This window comes from Flagellimonas aequoris (genome assembly GCF_003584165.1).
GTDB classification, from domain to species: domain Bacteria; phylum Bacteroidota; class Bacteroidia; order Flavobacteriales; family Flavobacteriaceae; genus Flagellimonas; species Flagellimonas aequoris.
This window is the reverse complement of record NZ_QXFJ01000030.1, coordinates 903,523-910,221: the sequence shown is the minus strand read 5'-3', so window position 1 is coordinate 910,221 and position 6,699 is coordinate 903,523. Positions and strand designations below refer to the sequence as shown.

General features: G+C 42.0%; 6 protein-coding genes. 2 read left to right on the top strand and 4 right to left on the bottom strand.

Features of this window, described 5'->3' with window-relative positions; translation table 11 throughout:
• The first annotated feature begins 154 nt into the window (after nucleotides 1-154).
• Nucleotides 155-1,699, top strand: a complete 1,545-nt coding sequence (istA, locus tag D2U88_RS17710) for an IS21 family transposase (protein ID WP_119638271.1) — start codon at nucleotides 155-157, stop codon at nucleotides 1,697-1,699.
• Nucleotides 1,700-1,723: 24 nt separating this feature from the next.
• Nucleotides 1,724-2,461 (top strand): IS21-like element helper ATPase IstB, encoded by a 738-nt coding sequence (gene istB / locus D2U88_RS17705; protein ID WP_116186018.1) that lies wholly within the window; start codon nucleotides 1,724-1,726, stop codon nucleotides 2,459-2,461.
• A 237-nt stretch (nucleotides 2,462-2,698) separates the two neighbouring features.
• Here istB and D2U88_RS17700 read toward each other — a convergent pair whose 3' ends face one another.
• The 4 genes from D2U88_RS17700 to D2U88_RS17680 form a co-directional block, all read right to left on the bottom strand.
• Nucleotides 2,699-3,361, bottom strand: a complete 663-nt coding sequence (locus tag D2U88_RS17700) for a P-loop NTPase family protein (RefSeq protein ID WP_119641811.1) — start codon at nucleotides 3,359-3,361, stop codon at nucleotides 2,699-2,701.
• Entirely contained in the window at nucleotides 3,345-4,013 is a 669-nt protein-coding gene (locus tag D2U88_RS17695; protein ID WP_417935315.1) for a hypothetical protein, read from the bottom strand. Before D2U88_RS17695 ends, D2U88_RS17700 begins: the two co-directional genes overlap by 17 nt.
• Nucleotides 4,014-4,100: 87 nt before the next feature.
• Nucleotides 4,101-4,385: a helix-turn-helix domain-containing protein gene (locus D2U88_RS17690; RefSeq protein ID WP_119641810.1), complete on the bottom strand. Its 285-nt coding sequence runs from the start codon at nucleotides 4,383-4,385 to the stop codon at nucleotides 4,101-4,103.
• A 427-nt stretch (nucleotides 4,386-4,812) separates the two neighbouring features.
• Complete coding sequence (locus D2U88_RS17680) at nucleotides 4,813-6,477, bottom strand: SulP family inorganic anion transporter (protein ID WP_119641808.1); 1,665 nt, start codon at nucleotides 6,475-6,477, stop codon at nucleotides 4,813-4,815.
• Between the last annotated feature and the right edge of the window lie 222 nt (nucleotides 6,478-6,699).

Sequence of the window (6,699 nt, the reverse complement as noted above, 5' to 3'; positions counted from 1 at the left end):
TGGAAACGCCGGACATAGTATACCACCCTCGCCGGGTTAAAGTGACCATAGCTGGCCGGACGAAAGTGACCCACCCCCGCCGGGCCAAAGTGACCCACCTTTAGATTAGATCTATCTGTAAAAAGTCTAAGTGCTTTTTTTGTTAAAAAGCACCATGGCGAACAAGCAGATAGACATGCGAAAAACAAAACTGATTTACAAACTGTACACCTCCGGTACGAGCAAGCGTGGGATAAGCCAACAATTGGGCATATCCCGTGTCACGGTCAGGAAGTACATCGAATTCTTCAGGCGGTACCGTTTTACCGCCTACGAAGTGGAGAAGATGACCCTAGAGGAACTCCACAACCTTTTTAAGGACGGGCAAAAGCGCAAGAGCCAACGTTTGCTGACCTTAAGGCAGTACTTTCCCTATTTTGACAAAGAGCTTCGCAAGACCGGGGTGACCAGACAATTGTTATGGGAAGAATATTATGCCAAGCACCCCGATGGCTTCAAGCTCTCACAGTTCAAGTATTGGTACGCCGAATGGCGCAAGGAGACCTCTCCGGTAATGCACATGGAGCACAAGGCCGGCGACAAGCTCTTTATAGACTTCACGGGAAAGAAACTCCATATTGTTGACAGGGACACCGGTGAACTGAAGGAACTGGAGGTGTTCGTGTGTATACTCGGTAGCAGCCAATACACTTATGTAGAGGCCTGTGCAAGCCAAAAACTGGAGGACTTCATCCGCTGCACCGAGAACGCACTATGGTTCTACGGCGGCGTACCAAAGGCCTTGGTGCCGGACAACCTTAAGTCGGCGGTTACCAAGAGCAGCCGTTACGAGCCCAAGGTCAACGAGGTGTTCGCCGACTTTGCCGAACACTACGAAACGGCAGTACTGCCCACACGTACCTATAGGCCAAGGGACAAGGCCATAGTGGAGAACGCCGTGAAGATAATCTACACCAGGGTGTTCGCCCCTTTACGGAACCAGGTCTTCCATAGCATGACCGATATCAACATCGCGATAAGGGAACTGTTGGAAAAACACAACGCAATGTCGTTCAGGGGAAGGGAATATTCCAGGTGTTCGCTTTTTATGGAGATCGAGAAGGACGAACTGATGCCGTTACCGGCGAAACGCTATGAGGTAAAACGCTATGCCCAGGCCACCGTACACAAGAACAGCCATGTTTATTTTGGGAAGGACAAGCATTATTACAGCGTGCCCTACAGGCATATAGGCAAACAGGTCAAGCTGGTCTATACCGACAGTATCGTCGAGATCTACCATAAGCACGAAAGGTTCGCCGTACATACAAGGAACAGGAAGAAATACGGCTATACCACCTTGGCCGACCATATGCCCTCGCACCATCGTTTCATAAGCGAGTGGAGCAGTGAAAAGTTCATCGATTGGGCAAGCGATATCGGCGGACACTGTAAAGGGTACATCATTGCCATCCTGGAGAAGAAGCAACACCCGGAACAATCCTATAAGTCCTGTCTGGGCGTGCTCCACCTTGCCAAAAAGTACGGAAGGGAACGTCTTGACGGTGCCTGTAGGCGTGCCGCGGAATATGGTGCGTACAATTACAATATGGTCGAGCGCATCCTGAAAAAGGGGTGGGACCAGATCGATGAAGGTATCGACGGGGACATGGAAATGCCCGAGCACAACAACATAAGGGGAGGAAAATACTACGAATAGGAACAATACTTAAAAACAGAACATATGAACGAAAAAACAATGCAATCGATGAAAGAAATGAGGCTCTATGGAATGCACAGGGCCTTCACCACAACAATGGAAACCGGCGGTCCGTCCACCGGTTACACCAACGATGAACTGATCGCCTATCTCGTCCAGAGCGAATGGGACGACCGTCACAACCGTAGGATAGAGCGATTGACCAAGTCCGCAAGGTTCAGGTATACGGCCGTCATGGAAGCTATAGACTACCGACCGTCGCGCCAACTGGACAAGAACCTGGTCCGGCGGCTCGGTTCCTGCGGGTTCATCCAAAAAAGGGAGAACATACTTATTACCGGTAGTACCGGCGTGGGCAAAAGTTACCTGGCATCGGCCATCGGCCACCAGGCCTGTTCCATGGGGTCAAAAACGATGTACTTCAATACTGCGAAGCTCTTTACCCTGCTCAAGACATCAAAGGCAGACGGTTCCTATCCAAAACAGATAAACAAACTTGAAAAACAGGACTTGCTCATCTTGGATGACTTCGGCCTTAAACCATTGGACAACATCAATAGGCATGCACTTATGGAGATCATCGAGGACAGGCACGGCAAAAAATCCACTATAATAGCATCACAATTGCCCGTATCAAAGTGGCACGACATTATCGGGGAGAAAACACTGGCCGATGCCATCCTCGACCGTTTGGTGCATACAGCCCACAGAATAGATATAAAAGGAGAATCAATGAGAAGAAAATTGAAAAATAAAAACTAAGTTTAACCCAAGGATAGATCAAATCTGGGCAGTCCATTTGCCATGGTCAGTTTCATCCGGCGAAGGTGGGTCAGTTTACCCGGCTTATCCATTTTTGGGTTGCTCCAAATTCAAGTAAGAAAGAAACTCTGTTATGTTATAAGTTTTGTCCAAAATTTTTTAGGCAAAATTATCCAGTTTAGTGCATCTGTCAATATAAGGATTTACGGATAAATTTTAACATTTTACGGTTTTTAATCACTTCCTCTTATCCCCAGCCGTCTTATCAAAAGCAATAAGGTTAAACAGTTCCCGCATCCGACTGCGAACACGGTTGCCATAACGTTCTTCCAATTCTTCAGCATTAAGATTGGTGGTAGCGTGGGTTTTTACTTTATGTTTGGTGGATAGATATAATTCGTATCGAGACAGAAGCACTTCGCCCATAACATTCAAATCCTTGCCATAGAAACGTCCAACAGGTTCAATACCTAAATCATCAAAACAGAAAAATTTCGTATTACCGTATTCTTCAATGGTTTTAAATCCTAAGTGGTTAAAGCTGAATGTTACGTTCCTACACGGAATCATTTCGTAAGGTCGTTGTAAGGGTACGATGTGCCTTAACAATTTCATCAGACTGGTCTTTCCGCAACCAACCGGTCCAGAAAGCAGAATACCTTTTTCGATATCTATTCCATAGCTCATACAGTTTTCCTTGTCCTTAATGAAATAGGAACAAAGCTTTAGCAATATATCTTTATCCTCATCGTAAATTCTAAATTTTTGCCCAAATAATAGTTTGCCCTTGGCATTCAGATAAATCAATATTTTCGGAAAGTCGTACACTACGCTTTTGCCATCAAATTTTCCTAGCGAATATTCTACGCCTCCTTCGGTTATTTTAGAGGGGTTGCCCATAGTCTTTGCTTTTAGTGGTTCGCAAGTTGTCCTTGATTTGGGACACTTGTTTTTTGTTTGATTTGTTTTTTTTATCAAATAATTCTGTTCTGTCCATCCAGTTTGTGGATAGAGCTCGCCAGTCTCGAATCGGTTCGCCATCGCCTGTTTGCCAATTTCGGTTGGCATAGTGCTTATAAAATTTTTCCGCTTCAACAGCATCAAAATTCTTTTCCTCAAAAAAATCGATGACGGCCTGACAGTCCCTTGGCTGTTTTATATAGTTTTCCTGTTTGGTTTTGTTTGTATTGGATACCAATGCTTGTCCACTGGTGGGACGGTGCGGGTTCACTGCCTGTCCATTTTTGGGATGGTGGTGTCCCCCAAGCGGTACACCTCTGGGATAGTACTGTTCCGCAAGCTGTTCCAATATGGGATTGTACTGTCCCACACCCGGTTCATCACCTTTCCCGATAATGGCCATCTTAACTTTGCTGCCCTTGTACGGATTGTTTGAGGGGAAGTAGGAAAGGTATTGCCAACCATCCAAGTCAACGATACAACTGTGATAGGTAGATTTTGAGCCAATCTTGGCCACGCGCATCAGCTCTCGACGGTTCACGTAGAATTCATCGGCAAAACGGTTGCTGTTCCATTCTTGGAACAATGCCATATACAGACTGATATGGGTCGGGTTTAGGCGGTCATCAAAATAGAACTTTTCAAAAGCCGCATTAAGGAGCTTTATTTAGTTCATTATTTAGGATTTTGAACCGTGTTGTACACGGTTGGCAGTCATTATGTTTTGTATTTCCTCGGCATCGTAGTAGATAATACCTCCAACTTTGGTGTAAGGCAAAGTACCATTGATGCGAAGGTTTTGTAATGTGCCTGGACTCACTTGAAGCAAATCCATAACCTCTGAAGATTTGAGGTATCTTTTGAGCTTACCAGTAGTTTGTTTGGATAATAGTTTTTTGATGTCATCGAGCAATTCTATTTTGAATTCCCGAAGGTCGTCTGTAGTAATAATACTTGTTGGCATAGTAAAACGTTTTTGAAGGAAAGAGACTGCCGCATTACTTTCAACTAATTTGACAGCCCCTGACCTGATTTGACTTTCGTTCTACAAAATTGACGGGCTTTGATGGATTTTATTCCATAGTACAACCGTTAATGTCCTTATATTTTTTTGCTTGTATTCCGGACGGTCATAGTCATAACCCTCAATGGTGCCTCCTGTGGTAAAAATTTTTATCATAACAAGTAGGTTTAAGTTGGGTTTCGTATTAATCCTGGCTAATTTATTGATGATTTTATTGCCATTTTGGAAAAGGCTATTTATTGCTGCTTGCCCAATATTGGTAATGGTGGTAATGCTACTAATTGAAAAAAACTTTGCCGAAAGTATAGTTTTAAGGAACTAAAATTAGACTCATAATAGTACTTATGAACGTTCAAACATTATAACACTATTGAAATTTTATGCTTAAAATGTTTTTTATATAATCAAAAGCGTCATTAATATCAATAAAAATATGCTCTTCAGAAATTAAGTCTGGGACAATATCAATAGAGACCAACATATCTTTAGGTTGTTCTTGTAAAGCCGTAAGTAATACTTGTATTCCTCTTTTTTCCAAATCTAACACTACATTTTCCAAAGCGTATAAACCCGATTGGTCAATGTATGGCACACGATCCATACGGATGATGAGTACCTTAATCTGTTTGGGAATGTTGGCAATTTCATCTTGAAAATGAGATGTAAAACCAAAAAACAATGGTCCATAAAGGTGCTTAATATAGACCTTGTCCTTGTAAGCTTCATAAAACTCAATTTCATCTTGCCAAGGTTTTTCTCCATCAAACCCAGCTATTGTTCCCACTTCCATCCCTTTTTCGCCAATATCACTGGCACGCTTCATAAATAACAATGATGCCAACAATAACCCTATACCTACAGCTTGTATCAAACTTCCAAAAGTTGTAATTAACAATACAATAATTAAAACGATAGCATCAGCTTTAGGAACTATCAATAGGTGCTTTAGGCCTTTTGTGTCTATAATTTTAAAGCCTATAGGTATTAATAAGCCAGCTAAGACACATAATGGAATATTGGCTGCAAGACTACCCAACCCCAGCAGTACACCTAACAAAAACAAACCGTGTACCGTACCCGAAAGTCTAGTGCGTCCACCAGCATTAATATTTACAACTGTGCCTTTGGTTGCTCCAGCCCCAGGAATTCCACCAATAAAAGCAGCAATAGAATTTCCTATGCCCTGTCCTATTAACTCTCTATTGCTATTATGTTTAGTTTTCGTCATGTTGTCAGCGATAACTGAGGTTAATAAAGAGTCAATTGATCCTAGAACCGCTAGAACAAGAGCATATTCGACTATTAAACTATAAGCACTTGAGTCAATTGAAGAAAAACCGTTGATTTGCAGTGAAGGTAAGCCTGATGGGATTTCACCAATAATTGGAACATCCCATTTTAAAAAATATCCTACTAACGAAGCTATGATAAGTGCCACCAGTGCACTAGGAATGCTTTTAGTGATATATGGAAACACATAATAAATTAAAACTGTTAAGGCACCTAATGCTAAAGCTTGCCAATTAAAATCGGTAAATAATCTTGGTAAATCCTGTATGACCAACCATGTTGATTTTGCAGAGCTTAAACCCGCAAAAGGAAATAACTGAAGAATGATTATAATTAACCCTACTCCACTCATAAAGCCAGAAACTACAGGATATGGAAAGTATTTTACATAACCTGCGATATTGATAAGTCCAAAAATTATTTGAAAAATTCCACCAAGAAGAAAAGTGATGACAATAATTGGCATAGCCGCTTCTAAGCTACCAGACAATTCTATAGCCGCAGCTACCAATGCCGCAGCTACCACTGTCATTGGACCTGTTGGTCCACTGGCTTGAGTAGCTGTACCTCCAAAAATAGCTGCAAAAATACCAACAGCAATCGCGCCATAAAGTCCTGCAATAGCACCCAAACCTGACTGTACTCCAAAAGCTAGCGCTAATGGCAACGCAACAACCCCAGCAACTAAACCTCCAGTTAAGTCGCCTTTTAAATATTTAAAATCGTAGAATTTTGAACCCATATTCTAGTTTTTTTCAATAATAGTTACATCTAAATGGCTGCGCGTATAGCTTAAAAATAGATAGTCAGTAAATTATTTTAGTTAAGTAGCAGCATTAAAATACAAAAGATTTAGTTTTGCTCTAAACTAAACTACATTTTTTAATTTATATAACTGGCGTTACGCACTAAAGTAGTAATTTTCGATTATGAATGTTAACAACCTTCTCGATCTTTACACGGA

Bases quoted from the DNA above. Each gene is read 5' to 3' on its own strand.
- istA (WP_119638271.1), top strand. From the start codon at position 155: ATGGCGAACAAGCAGATAGACATGCGAAAAACAAAACTGATTTACAAA.
- istB (WP_116186018.1), top strand. From the start codon at position 1,724: ATGAACGAAAAAACAATGCAATCGATGAAAGAAATGAGGCTCTATGGA.
- D2U88_RS17700 (WP_119641811.1), bottom strand. From the start codon at position 3,361: ATGGGCAACCCCTCTAAAATAACCGAAGGAGGCGTAGAATATTCGCTA.
- D2U88_RS17695 (WP_417935315.1), bottom strand. From the start codon at position 4,013: ATGGCATTGTTCCAAGAATGGAACAGCAACCGTTTTGCCGATGAATTC.
- D2U88_RS17690 (WP_119641810.1), bottom strand. From the start codon at position 4,385: ATGCCAACAAGTATTATTACTACAGACGACCTTCGGGAATTCAAAATA.
- D2U88_RS17680 (WP_119641808.1), bottom strand. From the start codon at position 6,477: ATGGGTTCAAAATTCTACGATTTTAAATATTTAAAAGGCGACTTAACT.